This is a genomic window from Spiroplasma endosymbiont of Monopis laevigella (genome assembly GCF_964019975.1).
GTDB lineage: Bacteria > Bacillota_I > Bacilli_A > Mycoplasmatales > VBWQ01 > Spiroplasma_E > Spiroplasma_E ixodetis_A.
This window is the reverse complement of sequence record NZ_OZ026473.1, coordinates 1,129,795-1,150,995: the sequence shown is the minus strand read 5'-3', so window position 1 is coordinate 1,150,995 and position 21,201 is coordinate 1,129,795. Positions and strand designations below refer to the sequence as shown.

Annotated in this window: 15 protein-coding genes and 1 pseudogene; 6 read left to right on the top strand and 10 right to left on the bottom strand. The window is 24.9% G+C overall.

Annotated elements, in window-relative coordinates:
- Positions 1–53: 53 nt before the first annotated feature.
- The 4 genes from mgtA to AACK94_RS06070 form a co-directional block, all read right to left on the bottom strand.
- A complete protein-coding gene (gene mgtA / locus AACK94_RS06085) occupies positions 54–2,777 on the bottom strand; it encodes a magnesium-translocating P-type ATPase (protein WP_338975530.1) in 2,724 nt (907 codons plus the stop codon).
- A 647-nt stretch (positions 2,778–3,424) separates the two neighbouring features.
- Complete coding sequence (locus tag AACK94_RS06080) at positions 3,425–4,348, bottom strand: hypothetical protein (RefSeq protein WP_338975529.1); 924 nt, start codon at positions 4,346–4,348, stop codon at positions 3,425–3,427.
- Between the two features lie 11 nt (positions 4,349–4,359).
- Positions 4,360–5,412 carry a hypothetical protein gene (locus AACK94_RS06075; RefSeq protein WP_338975528.1) on the bottom strand — a complete coding sequence of 351 codons (1,053 nt, stop codon included), beginning with the start codon at positions 5,410–5,412 and terminating at the stop codon, positions 4,360–4,362.
- A 336-nt stretch (positions 5,413–5,748) separates the two neighbouring features.
- Positions 5,749–6,866, bottom strand: a protein-coding gene (locus AACK94_RS06070; protein WP_338975527.1) for an IS3 family transposase whose coding sequence is annotated in 2 segments (ribosomal slippage) — positions 5,749–6,596 and positions 6,596–6,866 — 1,119 coding nt in all. Because the reading frame shifts where the segments join, the coding sequence is not laid out codon by codon here.
- A 420-nt stretch (positions 6,867–7,286) separates the two neighbouring features.
- On the opposite strand from AACK94_RS06070, the gene AACK94_RS06065 reads away from it, so the two are divergent.
- Both AACK94_RS06065 and AACK94_RS06060 read left to right on the top strand, forming a co-directional pair.
- A protein-coding gene (locus AACK94_RS06065; protein WP_338975526.1) for an IS3 family transposase occupies positions 7,287–8,395 on the top strand; the annotation gives its coding sequence in 2 pieces (ribosomal slippage) (positions 7,287–7,557 and positions 7,557–8,395; 1,110 coding nt in all).
- Between the two features lie 39 nt (positions 8,396–8,434).
- Positions 8,435–9,552 (top strand): IS3 family transposase gene (locus AACK94_RS06060; RefSeq protein ID WP_338975525.1). Its coding sequence is split into 2 segments (ribosomal slippage): positions 8,435–8,705 and positions 8,705–9,552, totalling 1,119 coding nucleotides; the frame shifts between segments, so codons are not numbered across the junction.
- 217 nt (positions 9,553–9,769) lie between these two features.
- On the opposite strand, the gene AACK94_RS06055 is transcribed toward AACK94_RS06060, so the two are convergent.
- From AACK94_RS06055 to AACK94_RS06040, 4 genes are read right to left on the bottom strand one after another with little or no spacing between them, the layout of a single operon-like run.
- A complete protein-coding gene (locus tag AACK94_RS06055; protein WP_338975524.1) occupies positions 9,770–10,684 on the bottom strand; it encodes an ABC transporter permease subunit in 915 nt (304 codons plus the stop codon).
- 2 nt (positions 10,685–10,686) lie between these two features.
- Positions 10,687–11,889 carry an ABC transporter permease gene (locus AACK94_RS06050; RefSeq protein WP_338975523.1) on the bottom strand — a complete coding sequence of 401 codons (1,203 nt, stop codon included), beginning with the start codon at positions 11,887–11,889 and terminating at the stop codon, positions 10,687–10,689.
- Between the two features lie 3 nt (positions 11,890–11,892).
- Positions 11,893–13,587, bottom strand: coding sequence for an ATP-binding cassette domain-containing protein (locus tag AACK94_RS06045; protein WP_338975522.1), 1,695 nt, complete (start codon positions 13,585–13,587; stop codon positions 11,893–11,895).
- A 2-nt stretch (positions 13,588–13,589) separates the two neighbouring features.
- Entirely contained in the window at positions 13,590–14,708 is a 1,119-nt protein-coding gene (locus AACK94_RS06040; RefSeq protein ID WP_338975520.1) for a hypothetical protein, read from the bottom strand.
- Between the two features lie 520 nt (positions 14,709–15,228).
- Here AACK94_RS06040 and AACK94_RS06035 point away from each other — a divergent pair.
- From AACK94_RS06035 to AACK94_RS06020, 4 genes are all read left to right on the top strand, one after another.
- Entirely contained in the window at positions 15,229–15,390 is a 162-nt protein-coding gene (locus tag AACK94_RS06035) for a hypothetical protein (protein WP_338974482.1), read from the top strand.
- Between the two features lie 760 nt (positions 15,391–16,150).
- Positions 16,151–17,389 (top strand): IS256 family transposase, encoded by a 1,239-nt coding sequence (locus AACK94_RS06030; protein ID WP_338975518.1) that lies wholly within the window; start codon positions 16,151–16,153, stop codon positions 17,387–17,389.
- Between the two features lie 225 nt (positions 17,390–17,614).
- Positions 17,615–17,824, top strand: coding sequence for a 50S ribosomal protein L32 (gene rpmF, locus AACK94_RS06025; protein ID WP_281747878.1), 210 nt, complete (start codon positions 17,615–17,617; stop codon positions 17,822–17,824).
- A gap of 150 nt (positions 17,825–17,974) precedes the next feature.
- The gene (locus tag AACK94_RS06020) at positions 17,975–19,213 is read left to right on the top strand and encodes an IS256 family transposase (protein ID WP_338975571.1); all 1,239 of its coding nucleotides are present in this window, start codon (positions 17,975–17,977) and stop codon (positions 19,211–19,213) included.
- A 39-nt stretch (positions 19,214–19,252) separates the two neighbouring features.
- Here the strand turns inward: AACK94_RS06020 and AACK94_RS07475 are convergent.
- Together AACK94_RS07475 and AACK94_RS06005 are read right to left on the bottom strand one after the other, a co-directional pair.
- A pseudogene (locus tag AACK94_RS07475) lies at positions 19,253–19,549 on the bottom strand (transposase); the annotation flags it as partial.
- Positions 19,550–19,631: 82 nt separating this feature from the next.
- The gene (locus tag AACK94_RS06005; protein WP_338975516.1) at positions 19,632–21,053 is read right to left on the bottom strand and encodes a hypothetical protein; all 1,422 of its coding nucleotides are present in this window, start codon (positions 21,051–21,053) and stop codon (positions 19,632–19,634) included.
- Positions 21,054–21,201 lie beyond the last annotated feature (148 nt).

Below are 21,201 nucleotides of genomic sequence, written 5' to 3'. Positions count from 1 at the left end.
TATCATAATTTTTAAAAAAATCGAATACATTTATCTTAAAATTAAAATTTAGTTTACAATCAGCGTTTATTAACCTTTATATATATCATTTTTAATAATTGACTAGCAATGAAATAAACAATGACAACGCCAGCTAAATAAGCATAAAAAATTAAAGGAATTGGTGTTAAACCAATAGTAGCTCCTAATTGTGTATATGGAATACTAATGCCAATAATAGTAATTATAATTGTTGTTAAAAATAGCTGATGAGATGGCATACTTTGAATAAAAGGTACCTTAGAAGTTCGTAATAATTGTACAATTAATGTTTGTGAAGTAACTCCTAAAATAAATCATCCAGTATGAAATAATGATTGTTGATATATGCCAGCAGCACTATTAGGATCTACATTAGCAAAGTTGGCAAATATATGTAAACCGTATCCTAAAAATAAAAAGGTGGTTATATCAAATATTGAACTTAGCGGTCCATTCCAGAATGCAAAAGGTAAAATGCTTTTTGCATTTCATTTTTGTGGTTTTTTAATAAAGTCTTCATCAACCCTATCTCAAGGAATTGCTAATTGAGAAATATCATATAATAAATTTTGTAGTAAAATTTGAATTGCCATCATTGGTAAAAAAGGTAATCAAATTGAAGCAATTAAAATACTTAATGAATTACCAAAATTAGAGGAAATAGTAATTTTAATATATTTTAAAATATTACCAAAAGTATTTCTACCACTGATCACTCCTTGCTCTAAAACATCTAAATCTTTTTCTAATAAAATAATATCAGATGCTTCTTTGGCAATATCAGTAGCACTATTAACAGATATTCCAACATCAGCGTGATGCAAAGCAACAGCATCATTAATACCATCACCTAAAAAGCCAACAGTGTGACCATTTAACTTTAAAATATCAATAATTCTTGATTTTTGTAATGGGTCCATTTTCGCAAAAATAGTAGTTTTATTTACTAATGCTTGTAAATGTTGATCATCCATATCTTCAATGTCACTACCTAATAAAGGAATTCCTGGTTCTAACCCCACCTTTTTACAAATTGCTTTAGTAACAATTTCATTATCACCAGTCAAAATTTTAACATCAATTCCGTGTTGATTAAGAGTTGTTATTGCTTTAATAGCACTAGGTTTAGGTACATCTAAAAAACCTATATATCCTAATAAAACTAAATTAGATTCATCTTCTATTTTAAAAATTGTTTTGTCACTAGCAAAGTCTTGATAACCAATTGCAATTACTCGTAAACCATCATTATTTAATTCCGTACTTAATTTTAAAACATTTTCTTTAATTTTATCAGTTAAGGCAATTACTTTCCCTCCAATTTCAAATTTAGTACAAATTTTTAATATTTCTTCTACTGCTCCTTTGCAAATTAAAGTATTATTAATTTTATCTTTTGAAACTACTATTGACATTCGTCTTCTTATAAAATCAAAAGGTATTTCATCAATTTTACGATAGGGCATTTCAACTATTTTATTATGATGAGCTTTAATGTGTTGGACAATTGTTTTATCAATATTATTTTTTAATCCAGTTTGTAAAGAACTATTTAAATATGCCATTCCTAAAACTTTGTTTGATTCAACACCTTCTGGATCTAAGTGTTTAACCAACTCAATTCTATCCTCAGTTAAAGTACCAGTTTTATCAGTGCATAAAACATCCATTGCACCAAAACTTTGAATACTAGTTAAATTTTTAACAATTACTTTTTTATGTGATAATCTAATTGCACCTTTTGCTAAGTTAGCACTAACAATCATTGGTAGCATTTCGGGGGTAATACCAACAGCAACTGATATTGAAAATATTAACGCTGTTAAAATATTATTTTTAGTAATTACATTAACAATAAATATTAATGGTACCATTACACACATAAAACCAATAAGAATGTAAGTAACTTTTTTAATACCTTTACTAAAACTAGTAATAGGACGTTTACTAGTTACTGCACTAGCAATTGATCCAAAATAAGTATTAACACCTGATGCAATAACAATAGCAATAGCACCACCTGAAACAATACTAGTACCCATAAAACATATGTTTTCTAATTCTAGGATACTACTTTTTTTATTATCATCTTTAGTATGAATAGCGTGTTTTTCAACAGGAAATGTTTCACCAGTTAGTGCCGATTGATTAATAAATAGATCGGTTGAAACTAAAATTCGAACGTCAGTAGGAATCATATCACCAGAAGATAAGAAAATAATATCACCTGGTACTAAATTTTCAATTAATACTTCTTTTGTAAAATTGGCAACACTATTTAAAGCATTAAAATCAATTTTTTTATTTTTATTACTAAATCTAAAAACACTGGCTGTTGTTTCAATTAATTGTCGTAATTTTTCTGAAGATTTATAGGAACGATAATCTTGAAAGTAAGATATAAAAACACTCAAAATAATCATTACTAAAACAATAATAGCACTGTACAAATCAACATTTTTATCAGTATTAGTATCAATAATACTGTAACTAATAAAATTATAGATAACTATTATCATTAAAACAATAATAAAAGGATTAAAAATATTGTGCATTAATTTTTTGTATCAAACAAATCGTTTATGAGAAAAAACATTTTTACCATATTTTTTAAGTCTGTCTTCTACTTCTTCCTTTTTTAATCCGTACATACTACCATCTAATTGTTGGATAACTTCTTCTTTCGATAGTTGCGAAAATTGTTTAAACATGGTTGTTGTTTTTTGTTCTATATGCTTCTTTTTAAAAAATTGCATTATCAACCAACCTTTCTTCAAACGTATAATTTAATTGTATACTAAAATCAAAAGAACTTTATTTTAGTGAATAAAGTTCTTAAAACTACCAAATATTTAAGAATAATATTCTTCTATTTTCAATAAAAATTTGTATTATTTTAAATACAAATTATTTATATCAAAAATAGGAGTAAACATCAATGATTTAAAAGGAGTTGAAATATAATTATAAATCTTCTAATCAATTTTCTATATTTATTAATCAAATATGATAGTATTTAGTTAAACTTGATATGAGTTTTTAAGCTATTATTTTTAAATAAGAATAATAGTTTTTTATTTAGAAAAATGAAAGGAAATATAAATTAATTATTTAAAAAATAATTAATTTATAAAAGGTAGTTAAAATGACTGAAAAACAGAAAATAGAAATTAATCAACTAAATTTAGAAATAAAAAAATATCATGAATCAATATGAATTCTTATCGACAAATTTAATGAATTAAATAATCTTTATAAACAACAAAAAATAAAAATATCAAATACTAAAAAAGAACAAGTATATAGGGGCGTTGCCCCTAGTTGCTTCGCAACTTACCCCAGTGGCGTAAACGCCACGGCCAACCAACCAAGGTTCTGGTTGGCTTCGACCAATAATATAGGTTTACTCTATTTTAACATCTTTCTTATTTTTCTTAGAATATTTATTTCTATAATAACAAGCACGGCATACATTATTTTCAGTTTCTTTCTTTTCAGTTTGTAATATATTATCCAACTTATCTAATCCTACTACTCTAATATCATCAACAGTAAAATCTAATGCTTGTGATTGTTCATAGTCTTTAACAGTACTTAATTCACTCTTTAAAGAATGAATATAATTTAAAGCACGACTATTATATATTTGTAAATAAGACCTAGGAAATCATAAACTAAAAGTCATAGTTTCACCACTATAACTTGGTGGTAAACCACCACGTTTAATTATTCGCTTTGTTTGTCTTTTAGATAATACAACTTTATTATAATCATCAATATTAGTGTAAATATTTAGTTTAAACTTAACTAAAAATAACAAAATACGCATTCTTTTAACTTGCACAATATATTCCACTTTTTCACGTGCTTGTTTTGGTATTCTATCGGGGTGTTGTTCAATCATATACATAATTCCATTAAAATTATGACCTATTAATTTACAAAACATTCCCAAACTTTCTTGTGTTTCTTTAAATTCGGGTGACAAATCATTACTATTAATTTTCAAACCTAACTCATCTAAAACAACCATATCACACTCTTTAAAAGCATAATTACTATTTAATTGATTAAATTTAAAAACATCATCATAAGAACAACGATAACTATATTCATTACGTACTTTAATAGGAATAGGACTTACTACTTTACCTTTATGTTTTTGTGCTAAACAACAAGCAAGAGCAGATTTACCAGTTCTTGGAGGTGCAGAAATAATATAACTACCTACACGTTGTAATATCTTTATATTTTTTCTAGTTATTAAAAATGGATACAATATTATTAATAATAAAAGTCCTAAAAGAACATAACCATATCAAGGCATTATTTCAACTCCTAACCAACTAAAAACCCAACTGCTTTTAAAAATACTCACAATGTTAAAACTTGTTCTAAACCACTAGTAAAATCAACATTTAAAACAGAACTAATAGTATCATCAAAAATACGTCTCAATAATCCGTCAAGTTTAGTAAAAAACTCTCTTAATGGTTCTACTGGTAAAACTTTACCAACAACGCCATAAAGTACTCACCTAAAAGAATTACGCAAATGACCAAAAACATCATATCAACTAACACGCTCATACTCAAGATTAAAAGGACTACTTGGTGGTACTGGGGTTACTTTCTCACTTGAAAAAATATTAATTTGACCAAAATTTAACCGTGGTGACATATGTGAAAATGAATCACCATGAACATCAAAAAATACTGTTAAATGTCTTAAATTTGGAACACGAATAGGCATAGTAACAAAATTATATAAATCTTGCTGATAAATATCATTATCAACCTTACCTTTAAAAACATACTTTGTATCACCAACATTATCTAAAAAACTAAAAACAAAATTAGCAGTAAAAGTTTTAAAATATTCATATTCAAAATAAAACATAAAACCTTGAATATAAAAACTTAAAGGTTTATCAATTTCAAAATTTAACTGTGTTTGAAAATTTATAACTCTCCTATCAGCATTAACAAAATTCAAACGATTAGTATTCTTTTCTGCAACATAATTATGATTAAACATAATACGTGAAAATTCATCCAATTGTTTTCTATTAAAAGTATAAACACCAGACCCCATATTTATCTCTTGTGACGGAACACCAACTGTATCACTATAATAAGAACATATATAAGTACCCTGATTACCAATAAATTCACCACTTACTAATTTTAAATCCGGTTGGTCAACATCAAAATAAGCAGAATTTCATGGAATTGTTGCTCAATCATCAAAACTATGGTATTTAACATGTTTAACCATTTCTTTTGTAATATCATAATTAACAATATTAGGGTCATTTGAAGCAATTAAACTAGTTGGTGCTTGAACAGAAGTATTTACAACAAAAAATAATTTTGCAAACTTAAATCACATAATTATTTACCAAATAAACATTTTAAAATTCACCATGAACCATAAAACAAAACAAATCCAATAAAAAACTGAGTTCCATAAATTACTAAATTTCATAAAATAGTAGTAAAATCATCAACTGGATTACCTATAAACATAGTTCAATAGTCAACTATACATTGATGTATTTTATTGTAAATTTCTAAAACACTCATACTTAACACCTACCCAAACAATGACCTAAAAACAAATTTAATAGCACGATAAATAAAATTAAAAAATACACCCAATACCAATCAAAAAGTCAAATTAAACAAAATATAAACTTCATTAGTGGAATGGCAACCCTTTTTAGGACTATTTTTTGGTAGACATTTGTTTTTGATAACTAACTGGAGTTAGGTATTTTAGAGTACTGTGAATTCTTATGTTGTTATATCAATTGATGTAATCAAATAATTCTAATTTTAATTGGATTAATGATGTAAAATTTTTATCATTAATAAATTCAATTTTGAAAGTTTTAAAAGTTGCTTCAGCAACAGCATTGTCATAAGGACATCCTTTTTTGCTTAAAGATCGAGTTATGTTGAAAGCTAATAAAAGTTTATCAATAGTTTTATTATTGAATTCATTACCGCGATCAGTATGAAATATTTCAATATCTTTTAAACAGTGATTTGATTGCATAAATGCTTGATATACTAATGATGCATCTTTTTTAACTCCAACACTATGTCCAATAATTTCGCGGTTAAATAGGTCGATTAATAGGCAAATATAGTTTCATTTACCATTAACTTGAACATAAGTTAAATCACTAACAATAACTTCATTTTTAATTCTATTATTAAAGTTTCTATTAACAAGATTGGTTATTTGACTATCATTGACTTTATTATGATAATTTTTGAATGATAATTTAGTGTATTTTGATATTAAATTATGCTTATTCATAATTTCTTTAATTTTTCTGCGTGATAAATAAATTTCTTGGTTTGCTAGTATGACTTTTAATCTTCTAGTACCATAAACTTCTTTATTTTCTTTAAAAGCACTAATAACAGCTTGTTCATAAATATTATTTTGAATTTTATTTTTTTTCTTTAAATTAAAATAATATGTTGATTTAGAGAGTTTTAAAAAATGACACATTGTGCGAATTTTATATTTAGATTTATTATTTGCAATAATCTCTACTTTCTGCCTATTATTAGTGCTGCTTGCTTTAAAATATCAATTTCCATTCGTAACTGTTTTAATTCTTTATTTGCTTGAATTAATTGTTTTTCTAAATCTGAAAGATTATCTTTAGTTTTAAAACTACCTGAATTAGTAAATTGCTTAATTCAATTGTAAGTAGCTGCTCTTGTAACATTGTATTCTTTAACAAGGCAAGATACTGATTTGCCACTTTGATATAAAGCTACTATTTGTTTTTTAAATTCATCTGAATATGAGTTAATAGTGACCATAATTATAATTCCTTTCTTTTAACTAATTTGTTCACTTGTCTATGTAATTAGTGTCCAATAAAGTGTAACCCATCCATTAGTAATATTTGGTTGATTTAAAAATATTTGAATATCTTTACTAGAAAATATAAAAATAAAATGCAATATACTAAAAACAAAATTAGACATAATTAATCACCAATACCAAAGTCACGAGTTGAACTACCAGTAAACTTGGAAATGTTTAGTAATCTGTGTAACTTACACAGATTACTAAACATTTCCTTAATAGAAATTTTATTAATTATTTTCTTCTCATTATTTTTAAATGTTTTTATTTTTTTAATATTTTTTTCTAAACTCTCTGGATGGGTTACACTTTATTGGACACTAATTACATAGACAAGTGAACAAATTAGTTAAAAGAAAGGAATTATAATTATGGTCACTATTAACTCATATTCAGATGAATTTAAAAAACAAATAGTAGCTTTATATCAAAGTGGCAAATCAGTATCTTGCCTTGTTAAAGAATACAATGTTACAAGAGCAGCTACTTACAATTGAATTAAGCAATTTACTAATTCAGGTAGTTTTAAAACTAAAGATAATCTTTCAGATTTAGAAAAACAATTAATTCAAGCAAATAAAGAATTAAAACAGTTACGAATGGAAATTGATATTTTAAAGCAAGCAGCACTAATAATAGGCAGAAAGTAGAGATTATTGCAAATAATAAATCTAAATATAAAATTCGCACAATGTGTCATTTTTTAAAACTCTCTAAATCAACATATTATTTTAATTTAAAGAAAAAAAATAAAATTCAAAATAATATTTATGAACAAGCTGTTATTAGTGCTTTTAAAGAAAATAAAGAAGTTTATGGTACTAGAAGATTAAAAGTCATACTAGCAAACCAAGAAATTTATTTATCACGCAGAAAAATTAAAGAAATTATGAATAAGCATAATTTAATATCAAAATACACTAAATTATCATTCAAAAATTATCATAATAAAGTCAATGATAGTCAAATAACCAATCTTGTTAATAGAAACTTTAATAATAGAATTAAAAATGAAGTTATTGTTAGTGATTTAACTTATGTTCAAGTTAATGGTAAATGAAACTATATTTGCCTATTAATCGACCTATTTAACCGCGAAATTATTGGACATAGTGTTGGAGTTAAAAAAGATGCATCATTAGTATATCAAGCATTTATGCAATCAAATCACTGTTTAAAAGATATTGAAATATTTCATACTGATCGCGGTAATGAATTCAATAATAAAACTATTGATAAACTTTTATTAGCTTTCAACATAACTCGATCTTTAAGCAAAAAAGGATGTCCTTATGACAATGCTGTTGCTGAAGCAACTTTTAAAACTTTCAAAATTGAATTTATTAATGATAAAAATTTTACATCATTAATCCAATTAAAATTAGAATTATTTGATTACATCAATTGATATAACAACATAAGAATTCACAGTACTCTAAACTATGGATGGGTTACACTTTATTGGACACTAATTACATAGACAAGTGAACAAATTAGTTAAAAGAAAGGAATTATAATTATGGTCACTATTAACTCATATTCAGATGAATTTAAAAAACAAATAGTAGCTTTATATCAAAGTGGCAAATCAGTATCTTGCCTTGTTAAAGAATACAATGTTACAAGAGCAGCTACTTACAATTGAATTAAGCAATTTACTAATTCAGGTAGTTTTAAAACTAAAGATAATCTTTCAGATTTAGAAAAACAATTAATTCAAGCAAATAAAGAATTAAAACACTTACGAATGGAAATTGATATTTTAAAGCAAGCAGCACTAATAATAGGCAGAAAGTAGAGATTATTGCAAATAATAAATCTAAATATAAAATTCGCACAATGTGTCATTTTTTAAAACTCTCTAAATCAACATATTATTTTAATTTAAAGAAAAAAAATAAAATTCAAAATAATATTTATGAACAAACTGTTATTATTGCTTTTAAAGAAAATAAAGAAGTTTATGGTACTAGAAGATTAAAAGTCATACTAGCAAACCAAGAAATTTATTTATCACGCAGAAAAATTAAAGAAATTATGAATAAGCATAATTTAATATCAAAATACACTAAATTATCATTCAAAAATTATCATAATAAAGTCAATGATAGTCAAATAACCAATCTTGTTAATAGAAACTTTAATAATAGAATTAAAAATGAAGTTATTGTTAGTGATTTAACTTATGTTCAAGTTAATGGTAAATGAAACTATATTTGCCTATTAATCGACCTATTTAACCGCGAAATTATTGGACATAGTGTTGGAGTTAAAAAAGATGCATCATTAGTATATCAAGCATTTATGCAATCAAATCACTGTTTAAAAGATATTGAAATATTTCATACTGATCGCGGTAATGAATTCAATAATAAAACTATTGATAAACTTTTATTAGCTTTCAACATAACTCGATCTTTAAGCAAAAAAGGATGTCCTTATGACAATGCTGTTGCTGAAGCAACTTTTAAAACTTTCAAAATTGAATTTATTAATGATAAAAATTTTACATCATTAATCCAATTAAAATTAGAATTATTTGATTACATCAATTGATATAACAACATAAGAATTCACAGTACTCTAAACTACCTAACTCCAATTAGTTATCAAAAACAAATGTCTACCAAAAAATAGTCCTAAAAAGGGTTGCCATTCCACTCATTGTTCTGTTCAGCCAATTTCTCAAAACTGTCATTTAAGTTTTTTACCATAATTTAAATTTCCCCTTTTTTCATTGTTTAATAAATTTATTATACACAATAAAAATAAAAACTTAATTTATTAAAAAACATTTAAAACATTATATTTATTAAACTTGATAAAGGTTTTAAAATATTGCTAGCATATAATTTTATTGTCATTTTCTACCTGCTTTAACATAAGGTTGCGCTCAACTTTTTACCAATTCTGTATTAGGACGAAAAATCATTAATGATACTAATGCTATTAAATATGGAAACATACCCCATAATCAACTTGGAATATTATTACTAATAACTATAAATGTTTGTGAAGCATTTATATACTGATATAAAAAAGAAAAAATAAAACAAATAATAGAAGTTAAAAAAAATCTACTGTGTGCCATCATTCATAAAGCAATTGCCAAAAAACCAATACCAGCAAAATTATTACTATAAATAAAAGTACTTGGAAGTACATAAACAAATAAAGCACCTGAAAAACAAGCTAAAGAACTAGAAAATAGCGAAATATAAAATCGAGAACGACGAACATGAATATAATTTAAAGCTACTGCGGTTGGATTCTCACCAATTCCTCTAATGTATAATCCAAGCTTAGTCAAAAATAAAATAGCTGCAAAAATATAAATTGCTAAAAAGGTTACCAAAATTGCAATTCAAGAAAATTGATAAATATAAATACTTGCTAATGAATAATTTATTTCTCCAGTAAATGTTAATGGTAAAATTACTGCTAATCCATAACCAAAGTAATTAATAACCATTGATACTAAAAATTGATTAGTTCTAAACAATAAGGTTGCTAAACTATGAATTAAGCCAAATACAATTCCAATGATAATAGTGATAAAAAATGCCAAAATTGCAACTCCACCACCCAAATTATTTTTTAATTGTGAAACAATTATACAATATGTGGCAGCACCAGTACACATAATACCATCAAAACCAAAATTAACAATTCCTGCTCTAGTATTTAAAATTCCACCTATACATAACAACAATAATGGACAAGCAAATAATAATGTATTAACTAAAATTGTTGAAAATGAGAGTAACATAATTATTTTTTTCTCCTTTTCCTTTTAAATATTTTATTTTTTTTAAAAATTTTTGAAGATTTTGATTCAACATTAACAATTTTAACATTTTGTTGTTCATCCTTAATTAATTCTTTTTTTCATATTAACTTCTTTTTTAGTCTTATTAAATATTCTTTAATAGCAATAGAATGAGTTAAGTAATGCCAAATAAAAGGATAAATACCAATAATGTAAATGGTTATTGATAATACTATTATTGCAATTTCTGGATTTTTCAAATACATAAAAGCATTATTTTCAATAGGACTAATAAATAAACTCATAAAAAATGATGAAAATAAAATAACTCCTGGCGTATATCCCGCTAAAGCAGCTACTACTACCCCATAAAATCCTTCTTGAATTGGAGCAGAAAGCGAAGGTAAATTATTATTAACTCCTAAAAAATAAAGATAACCAGCAATTCCTGCTATCGCTCCTGAAATTGGTAAAATTATTAAACCCTGATATTGGGGATTTAATCTGGCATATTTTGCAGCAACGGGGTTTTTAGCAATTGCATTTAATTTAAAACCAAGAGTGCGATTATTAAAAATAATAATTGCGATTAATAAGACAATAATAGCAATAATAATACAAGCAGAAAATAAATTACTAATGCTAAAAGGTCCACTAATTAATGAAAATCTAAGATTAGTAATTTGTGTTGGAATTTTTAAGTTATGATAAACATTACTGGCTATTAAACCTTTATATCCTTCTCAAGCAATAAAATTAAATAAAATAGTGCTAATAATTTCATGAATTTTAAAATAAGTTTTTAAAATTGCAATAATTAAACCAGCTAAAGCACCAATTAAAACTGCAATTAATAAAAGAAAAGGAGTAATTCATTGACTATAACCACCACTTTTATAAATAGCTACTGCCAATACATATGTTATCATAGCACTAAATAACATTTGACCACTAACTCCAAAGTTATAAATACGATACTTAAAAGTAATAGCTACTGCTAATCCTGTTAATATTAATACACTATATGTTTCAATTAAATTACTAAAACTTACTAAATTAGTTAAAGGATTAATAAAAATAGTTTTCCAAAATGATAATGGATTAACTTGTAAACATAACATTAATAAACTAACAAAAAATAGAGTTATTAGTAATAATAATGCACCCACTAATCAAAAATTTCATTTTTTAATATTTTCCAACATCTTTTAATCCAACCTTGACCTAATATTTTCCATTTTTTTATTAATTCAACTAGTAATTTTGACAAATGGTCTTTTCAAATAATTAATTGTTCTAATTATTTTTTTCTTTTTCAAACTTCACTTTGTTTGTGGCAATTGATACATTTTATCAGTTTTAACAATTATTTCATTTGTAATAGGATAATCATTCCATAGTGCTGGATTGTTCATTATTTCAACTTTAACATTTTTATTTTCCAATTTACAAACAAATTGTTTGTGATAAATAACTGCTACTCGTTGACACAATAATTGTAATAAGTACGGATCAGTATCAATAATTAAAATACTTGAACCACTTTCGCGTAACTCTATTATCTTTTTAATAATTAATAACGAAGAATTTTCATCTAAATCAGAAAATGGATTAGATAAAATTAATAATTGTGGTTGCTCTTCAATACTTCTTGCTAATACAAATTTCTGCATTTCTCCTTTTGATAATTTATTAATTTTAATAAAAATATTATTATCGTTAAATATTTGATATTTTTTAATAATTTCTCGTACCTTTTTATTAACAACGGCTGTTTTGACAACTCCGGATTTAGTTACATATTTTTCTTTATTATAATTTCAAAAGGTAAAATTTTCAAATAAAGTGGCATCAGGAATTATAGCAGTATTACTATAATGTCCAGATATTCAATCAATTCCTAAATTACTAATTTCTTGCGGTTTAAAATAAGTTACTTCTTGTTCTTGAAAAAAAATGCGTCCTGTTTGCGTTTTAATCATACGTACTATACTTTCAAGTAAAACCTCGCTATAAAGGTTTTCATAATCATAAATACCATATATTTCACCAGGGCGAATTGCAAATTCAATTTTATGAAAATTTGAAATATTGGGTTTATTCAAAGAAAGATTATCAATATAAAGCATTGGTACTGAATTTATCGATTTTGGTTTTTTATAATTAAAAATCTTACCTCAATAATTAGTTGTAAACAATTTAGTATTTTCTTCTAATTTCATTACTTTTGTTTTACCAATATTTAAGTTTTCAATTCAAGATACTCGGTTAGCAACCATTTTAGCAAATTCTTCATCTCTAGTTGTGAAAAGGACCGTTATTTCTTCATTACGAAATGTTTTAAAAATCATTCAAAACTCTACTTTTTGACTATCAGATAAACCAACAGTTGGTTCATCTAACAACAATATTTTAGGTTCTTTGAATAAAGCACGAAGTAAAGATAATTTTTTTAATTCTTCAATCGCAAGTGTTGATACTCTCTTATTTAAATTAAGCTTAATTTTATATTTTTCCATTAAATTATTAATTTTAAATTCAGCTTCTTTTCAATTAGGAAAAATTTTAGCAATAGTTGGTTCATTACCAAGTATAATATTTTGTTTAACAGTAAGATTGTCTAAGAAAAAATCATCTTGACCAGCATAAGCCATTCTAAAATAAAGCATTTCACTAGGATCACGAGGAAAATAACATCCTTTTCTTAAACTATTAATAACAATTTTTCCTTTAGAAGGTTGTTCAAAACCAGCAAGCATTCTAATTAATGTTGATTTACCAACGCTATTATTACCAACAATGGCATGAATTTCTTGTGTTATTTCTAAATTAACATTTTCAAATATAACACGAGTATCATAATATTTACTAATTTTTTGTAACTTCAATATTGTTTTTTCCATAATTATATATCTCCATACTGATTAGTAAAATCAATGTTATTAACACCATAAGTTTGGATTTTACTTTCTGAAGCACTAGGTATAATTTTAAAATTAGGATTAATCTCTTCTTTAAATGTTTCATCAATAATTTCCAAATCAGGCATAAAACCAAAAGCTAAATAATTAATATTATCATAAACATAGTCATTATTATTAATAATATTCGATCCAACAAAACTAATAGTTTTACTATAGGTTGGACGTGAAGATATTAACCTAGCAGTATAGGCAATAATACTGTTATATCAATAATTAGTATTAATAATAAAATTAACACCATGTTTCTCATATAATGATTGGGCAATCTGACCAACACCGGCAACACTATCAGCACTATAAATATTACTTGTTACAAAACTATCATGAGGATTAGCATAAATAATTTTATATGTAATTTTTGGATTATCAATACCATTAATTATCTCAGCAAATTGATTCAAAATAGTTTGATCATAATCAATGCCAATATTATTAATAATACCAATTCTAACTATCAATTTACCGTTGTCATCAACATCAAAGTTATATTTTTTATTTATTATTCCATCCTGAACATTTTCAACAAAATGTTCAGCAATTTTACTGCCATAATTTAAATGGCTACTAGTTACGTTATCAATATTATATCTAATATCATAAATATTATTAGTGACTTTAACCGTATCAGCAATAATATTATTAAAAAAATAAAATTTAACATTCTGAAATTGTTGTAATACTCTAATTAAGTTTTTAGTAGAATAACTACTAGTTTCACTATGATGTGGAATATACTTTTGAAAACTAGGATTTAAAATATAAACTTTTTTGATATTATATGTAGATAAAAAGTTTCTCAACATTAATGCATAATAATTATCATCTTGAGAACTAAACAATGTTACTACATGATCTTTACCATAAAAAGTTTGTAACTTTTGATAAACAAGTCGGTCATAAATGTTTTGATTTTGTGCTTGTTGATAACTTGTTATTAATAAAACTGTTGGTTGTAAATTTCAAGTACAAGCATAAATACTACTACTAATAGTAGTTATTGTTGGCAAAATTATAGTGAATAATAGAAAACGTCGAAACATAAAAACCACCTACTAATAATACTTATTTATAATTATACAAGAAATCTTAGTTTAATATCAAACAATCAATTTATTGCAAATTAATTAAACAGTTTATTAAAAAAATAATAAAGAATATAAATAAAAAGGATTTATGACAATTAATTTTATTAATAGTAATATTTGGTTTGTTATTATTTTCAAAGTTATTTTCTTTTGTTATTTCTAAAATGTAATGATGAGGAATTTTAATTTTATTTTTAGTCCCATTTACGTTCTTATTTATATCTTTTGCTAGATCATTCATTTGAAACTCTAATTTTTCAATGATTTTAAAAAACAAAAAAATAAATCATTTACTATTAACTTTAACTTATTTATATAAATTTTACATACTTTAAATTTATTTTTAATAAAAACTTAATTAATTGTAAAATACATAAAATTTGATAATATACAACCGTTATATAGTATATATAAATTTTAACCAATTACTTTTATAGGAAAGTAAATGGATTTTTTGTTAAAAGGAGGCATTAAAATGGCAGACAAAAATAAATCAGAAATATTTCAAAAAATAACAGCACAGCAAGACATTAAAGATATTTTAAACCAATCAAATTCTACATTTAAAAATAAAAAAGGAAGAAAAAAAGAAAGACATGGTGGCTTAACATTTAAATTCAGTAAAAAATGATACTAATAATCAATTAACAGATGTAATAATTAATGATAACCCATCAAAAAGTCATATAGAAAATTCAGAGACAGTTTCTATTATTTCAACAGATAGTGAAAATATACAAGAAACAAATAATGATATATGAACAGTATGAACAAAATTCAAAAATTATGTATCACCAGCATCAACTTCAATTTCAAATACAGAAGAAATATCACAAACACAAAATGATATTTTATTAATTGAAGAAATAAAAAAAGAATTAGAAAAAATTAAAAGTAAAATCGAGTCATTAAAACAAGAAAAAGAAAACAATATTAACTTCGACAATTTTAAATATAATGCTGTAACAATTTTAGATGAATATAAAGATATTTTATTTTGAAAAAATCAGCTTCAAGATCAAAAAAAAGAAAAACAAGAACTTGAACAACAACAAGAAAATATAAAAAAAGAAATTTTAAAAAAAAGAAAACTAATTGAAGAAAATGAAAAACTAAAAAATAATAGTCTAAAAGAAAATAAAAATATTACAAGAGAACAAATTAGAAAACAAAGTATTTGAGAAGAAGAAAAAATTCAATTAGAAGAAGAAATATACAAAAAAGAAAAACTGGATGGGTTACACTTTATTGGACACTAATTACATAGACAAGTGAACAAATTAGTTAAAAGAAAGGAATTATAGGAAATGTTTAGTAATCTGTGTAACTTACAAAAATAACTATGTTTAATTAATTCTAGCAAATATAATTAAATTACTAGAAAGAGTGAGTTACAGATGGCTAAAAAAGATAACTTTAATAATAATGATCCAATATCAAAAGCAGTAGATTTATTACTAGAAAATACTGAAGATTTAACAACAGTTTTTAAACCTGGCGGTTTATATAAAGAATTAACAAAAAGATTAGTTGAAAAAATGTTGAATTCTGAAATGCAAAATTATTTAGGATATGAAAAAAATCAACATAGTAATAGTGACAATGCTCGTAATGGTACAAGTTCAAAAAAATTAATAACTCAACAAGGTAAAATTGAAATTGATGTACCAAGAGATCGCAATAGTAATTTTACTCCTGTAATAGTTCCTAAAAGGCAAAGAAGATTTGATGGTTTTGATCAACAAGTTCTTTCCTTGTATGCAAAAGGAATGACATTATCTGACATTAGAATGCAGTTGCAAGAGTTATATCATGGTGCTGATATTAGTGAAAGTGTTATTAGTCAAATTACTGATGATGTTATTGATGATGTTAAAGCATGACAAAATCGACCATTAGAAAGTATTTATCCTATTGTTTATTTTGATTGTATAGTAGTTAAAGTACGACAAGATAAACGGATTATTAACAAATCAGTTTATATAGCATTAGGAGTTGATTTAGAAGGCAAAAAAGATGTTTTAGGATTATGAATTAGTGAAAATGAAGGTTCTAAGTTTTGATTATCTAATTTCACAGAAATGAAAAATCGTGGCTTAAATGATATTCTTATTGCTTGTAGTGATAATTTAACAGGCATGTCAGAAGCAATACAATCAGTTTATCCTAAAACAGAACATCAATTATGCATTGTTCATCAAATTAGAAATAGTTTAAAATATTTTTCATACAAACATCGAAAAGGTCTAGTTGCAGATTTAAAACCAATTTATAGTGCATGTAGTGAAGAACAAGCAATGCAAGCTTTAGAATCGTTTGAAAGTAAATGAAATAAACAATATCCTCAAATTACTAAATCTTGATATAAAAATTGAGATAATTTAATGGTTTTTATTAGTTATCCAGTAGAAATCAAAAGAGTGATTTATACTACAAATGCTATTGAATCTGTTAATAGTCAATTACGAAAAATCATCAGAAATAAAAAAGTTTTTCCTAATGATATGGCAGTTTTCAAAATATTTTACTTGGCAATTGAAAATATAACAAAAAAATGAACATTGCCTATTCAAAATTGAAATACAGCAATTGCTCATTTTATGATAAAATTTGAAGACAGAATTAATCTAAATTAGTAACTTTGTAAAACAAAGATACACAGATTATTAAAAAGCCTCGCAGTTTCTCATAATTACATTCTATTTTTAAATATTTCACCAATCTTTTTATCATTCCAAATAAAATATTTGATTTATTAGTATTTTATTTCCAAAAATTTGAAAAACTTATCAAAAAAAATAGATTTTTCTGATAAATCAATATATAATTTATGAGATACGAAAGTAAGGAGGCAACAGACTATGGCAGTACCAGCAAGAAGAACGTCAAAAATGCGTAAAAATACACGTCGTGCCCATGATAGTTTATCTGCAACAACTACAACTAACTGTTTAAATTGTGGAGCAATTACTAAACCACATCATGCCTGTATGAAATGCAAGACATACAAAGGTGTAAGTATTACTAATCCATTACAAGCAGAAAAAACATCATCAACAGAAAAAAAATAAAATATGAATATATCTTATCTTAGATTACCTTCCTCTTATTTATTTAAAATATTATTGGAAATGTTTAGTAATCTGTGTAACTTACAAAAATAACTATGTTTAATTAATTCTAGTAAATATAATTAAATGACTAGAAAGAGTGAGTTACAGATGGCTAAAAAAGATAACTTTAATAATAATGATCCAATATCAAAAGCAGTAGATTTATTACTAGAAAATACTGAAGATTTAACAACAGTTTTTAAACCTAGCGGTTTATATAAAGAATTAACAAAAAGATTAGTTGAAAAAATGTTGAATTCTGAAATGCAAAATTATTTAGGATATGAAAAAAATCAACATAGTACTACTGAAAATGCTCGTAATGGTACAAGTTCAAAAAAATTAATAACTCAACAAGGTAAAATTGAAATTGATGTACCAAGAGATCGCAATAGTAATTTTACTCCTGTAATAGTTCCTAAAAGGCAAAGAAGATTTGATGGTTTTGATCAACAAGTTCTTTCCTTGTATGCAAAAGGAATGACATTATCTGACATTAGAATGCAGTTGCAAGAGTTATATCATGGTGCTGATATTAGTGAAAGTGTTATTAGTCAAATTACTGATGATGTTATTGATGATGTTAAAGCATGACAAAATCGACCATTAGAAAGTATTTATCCTATTGTTTATTTTGATTGTATAGTAGTTAAAGTACGACAAGATAAACGGATTATTAACAAATCAGTTTATATAGCATTAGGAGTTGATTTAGAAGGCAAAAAAGATGTTTTAGGATTATGAATTAGTGAAAATGAAGGTTCTAAGTTTTGATTATCTAATTTCACAGAAATGAAAAATCGTGGCTTAAATGATATTCTTATTGCTTGTAGTGATAATTTAACAGGCATGTCAGAAGCAATACAATCAGTTTATCCTAAAACAGAACATCAATTATGCATTGTTCATCAAATTAGAAATAGTTTAAAATATGTTTCATACAAACATCGAAAAGGTCTAGTTGCAGATTTAAAACCAATTTATAGTGCATGTAGTGAAGAACAAGCAATGCAAGCTTTAGAATCGTTTGAAAGTAAATGAAATAAACAATATCCTCAAATTACTAAATCTTGATATAAAAATTGAGATAATTTAATGGTTTTTATTAGTTATCCAGTAGAAATCAAAAGAGTGATTTATACTACAAATGCTATTGAATCTGTTAATAGTCAATTACGAAAAATCATCAGAAATAAAAAAGTTTTTCCTAATGATATGGCAGTTTTCAAAATATTTTACTTGGCAATTGAAAATATAACAAAAAAATGAACATTGCCTATTCAAAATTGAAATACAGCAATTGCTCATTTTATGATAAAATTTGAAGACAGAATTAATCTAAATTAGTAACTTTGTAAAACAAAGATACACAGATTATTAAAAAGCCTCAAAATTACTATTGCGATCTCTTGGTACATCAATTTCAATTTTACCTTGTTGAGTTATTAATTTTTTTGAACTTGTACCATTACGAGCATTTTCAGTAGTACTATGTTGATTTTTTTCATATCCTAAATAATTTTGCATTTAAGAATTCAACATTTTTTCAACTAATCTTTTTGTTAATTCTTTATATAAACCGCCAGGTTTAAAAACTGTTGTTAAATCTTCAGTATTTTCTAGTAATAAATCTACTGCTTTTGATATTGGATCATTATTATTAAAGTTATCTTTTTTAGCCATCTGTAACTCACTCTTTCTAGTCATTTAATTATATTTACTAGAATTAATTAAACATAGTTATTTTTGTAAGTTACACAGATTACTAAACATTTCCAATAAATTGATTAGTTGTTATATTAAGATCTTGGTTTTCATATTTTGTTATTTCTTCATGCAAAGATTTTGATCATTTAATGTGTGAATTTAATGGTTTTACATTTTCTAATAATATAGATTCTTTATATTCTTGATTTGTACTGCTAATACTTTCTTTTTTTTCTGCTTCTTGTTGGTAAATTTTTTTTGTTAAATCTTTTTTAGATTTGCTTTTTTGTTCTTGATTTTGGTATTTATTAATTAATAATTTTAATATTTTTCTTTTTTCTAGACTTAATGCTCCCATTTTTCTTGGACTTAATGCGGGTATTTGTTCTTTTGTGAGTGCTTCTATTTGTTGATTTGTAAGTCAACTAATTTGTTCTCTTGTCAATGCTTCTATTTGTTCTGCTGTTAGTAATGGTATTTGTTGGGGTGTTAAAGCTGTTATTTGTTCGATTGTGAGTGCTTGTATTTGTTCAATTGTAAGAGCATATATTTTTTTTGAAATAATTAGTGCTGAGATTTGTTTTGTTGTGAAATATGGTATTTGTTCTATTCTGAATGCGGGTATTTGTTCTTTTGTAAAGGATTGAATTTGATTTTCTGTAAATACTCTATTTTGTTTTGGTGTTAGTGCTTGTATTTGCTCTATTGTAAATCAACTAATTTGTAAAATAGTCAATGAGGGTATTTGCTTTGGTGTTAGTGCTTGTATTTGCTCTATTGTAAATATTTGTATTTGTTCTTTGGTAAAATCTGGTATTTGTTCATAATCAATTCATTTTATTTGTTTTTCTGTGAGTGCTTGTATTTGTGAAACTTTGAATTTTTTAGTTCATTGTGAGGTAAACATTTTAACTTTATTGTAGTTAAGTGAACTTATTTGTTTAGTTGTCAATGCTTGTACTTGTGAGATTTTTAAATAATAAATTTGTGAATTTGTAAATCATTGAATTTGTTTAGTTGTGAATGCTTGTATTTGTCTTGATGTTAAGATAATAGTTTGCGAAGTTTTAAAATATGCTATTTGATTTTCGGTAAATGCTTGGATTTGTGAAACTGTAAATGCGGGTATTTGTTTTTCTGTGAGTGCTTTTATTTGTTTTTCTGTGAGTGCTTGTATTTGTTCTGGTATAAACATTTGTATTTGTATCGGTGTAAAAGTAGAAATTTGTTTTTCTGTTAGTACTTGTATTTGTTTATAATCAAATCATTTAATTTGATTTAGAGTTAATGCTTTCATTTGATTTTCTGTGAGTGCTTGTATTTGTTTTTCTGTTAGTGCGGGTATTTGTTCTGTAGTAAGTGCTTGTATTTGCTCTATTGTGAATGTTGCTATTTGTTCAGATAGAAATGCTGCTATTTGTTCTGCTGTAAATCAGGGTATTTGTTTTTTTGTAAATAAACTAATTTGTCATTCAGTCATTGCTTTAATTTGATGTGTTGTGAATGCGGGTATTTGTTCTATTGTGAATGCGGGTAGTTGTTTTTTCGTAAATCAAGAAATCTTATCTTTTGTGAATGTTGCTATATGTGTTTCTGTAAATTGTGGTATTTGTTTTTTGGTAAATCAA